The organism is Arthrobacter sp. H41 (assembly GCF_000520535.1).
GTDB lineage: Bacteria > Actinomycetota > Actinomycetes > Actinomycetales > Micrococcaceae > Arthrobacter_D.
The window spans coordinates 15,583-17,203 of sequence record NZ_KI914814.1; the positions used below are offsets into that span (position 1 = coordinate 15,583).

A 1,621-nucleotide genomic window follows, 5' to 3' on the forward strand; every position below is an offset into this window, starting at 1 on the left:
GAACAGCTCGGCGCGCGCCGCCACGGGACCGGATCTCTCGCGGCCTGCCATGGGGTGCGTGCCCACATACCTCGACAGCTCGGCTTCCCCGGGCAGCAGTTCCTCGAGTTCCCGCAGGACGGCGGATTTAACACTCGAGATATCGACGACGACGGCCCGGGGGTAGTCCCCCAGAGCGGCTGCGGCGATCCGGGCGGTCACATCGGGCGGCGCGGCGACGACCACGAGCTCCGGTTCGAAAAGCGCCCCGGTCGCCGCGGGCTCGAGGATCCGGCCCGCACCGATGTCCCGTGCCACGGCCTGCGTGGACGGTGAGATGTCGGAGAGCACGACGTCGACGCCCCGGGCCCGAAGCCCGAGGCCGATGCTCGCCCCGAGCAGCCCGGCACCGATCACCAACACGGGACCTGCCAGGTGCGTCCCGTTGTCCGCCTGTGCCTGCATCCGCTACAGGCCTACCGATGCGAGGAGGTGGCCTACCTCCTGGCGCCCGAGCACGCGGATGCTGCCCTGCCGCTGGTCACCGACACGGATGGGTCCCACCTGGGTACGGACGAGCCGCTCGACGGGATGGCCGACGGCGTCGAACAGTCTGCGAACCACGCGGTTGCGCCCCGAGTGGAGCACCACCTCGACGAGGAGGTGGCCGGGCGTGGAATCGACGAGTTTGAAGGAATCGACCCGCGCAACTCCGTCCTCGAGCTCGATGCCCTCTTTCATCTGGGCACCGATTCCCTGCGCCATGGGTCCGCGGACCTGGACGAGGTAGGTTTTCGGCACTTCGTACGAGGGGTGGGTGAGCCGGTTCGTCAGCTCGCCGTCGTTGGTCAGCAGCAGCAGGCCCTCGGTTTCGGCATCGAGCCGCCCCACGTGGAAGAGCCTTTCGTTCTTGTTCTTGTTCTTGAGGAAATCGCCGATGCAGGGCCGGCCCTCGGGATCCTCCATGGTGGAGACCACCCCGCGAGGCTTGTTGAACACGTAGTACCGCTGCGACTCATTGAGCTGGAGCCGCATGCCGTCGACGTGGATGGCGACCTTCTCAGGGTCCACGCGGACGCCGAGTTCGGTCACCACGCTGCCGTCCACCTCCACCCGGCCATCGAGGATCATCTCCTCGCAGACGCGCCTGGACGCGACGCCGGCCAGCGCCATGACCTTCTGCAGCCGGACACCCTCGGGATCGTGGACATCGACCTCGTCGGCGGGACGCGAGGAGCGCGCCGGTTTGGGACGTCGGACGGGCCCGAGATCCTTGCCGAACCGCTCACGCCCGAAGGCCTTCGGTCCTGCAGGCTTTTGGCGTGCCGGACGGCCCGTCTTGGACGCTCCGGGCTTGCCTGCCCCGAACTTTCCACCCGACGGACGTGCTGCCCCGAACTTCTTCTCGCCCGACCGACCCACGCCCTCGGCGTTCCGTGAGGAACCACCGCTCGAGGAGCCGTCCTTCGAAAAGCTGTTTCGGCCCTCCCCGGGCCTGCCTGGCGCGTTCCTGGAGAACCCGTCCCTGGAGGGACGCGCGCCGGGGGAACCCTGGCGGCCGGAGGTCTCGGCGCCGAATCGGCTGGCGGGACCCGTGCCGGGCCTCTGACGCTCGTCGCGGGCTCCGGGCCTCTGGCGCTCG

General features: G+C 69.2%; 2 protein-coding genes. Both read right to left on the reverse strand.

All coding sequences use genetic code 11. The features are described 5' to 3' along the window. On the reverse strand, positions 1-444 hold a 444-nt coding region (locus Y705_RS23255), incomplete at its 3' end, for a prephenate dehydrogenase/arogenate dehydrogenase family protein (protein ID WP_253908610.1). 3 nt (positions 445-447) lie between these two features. After that, positions 448-1,621 (reverse strand): pseudouridine synthase (locus Y705_RS19775; protein WP_253908611.1); only part of this gene is annotated, 1,174 nt, incomplete at its 5' end.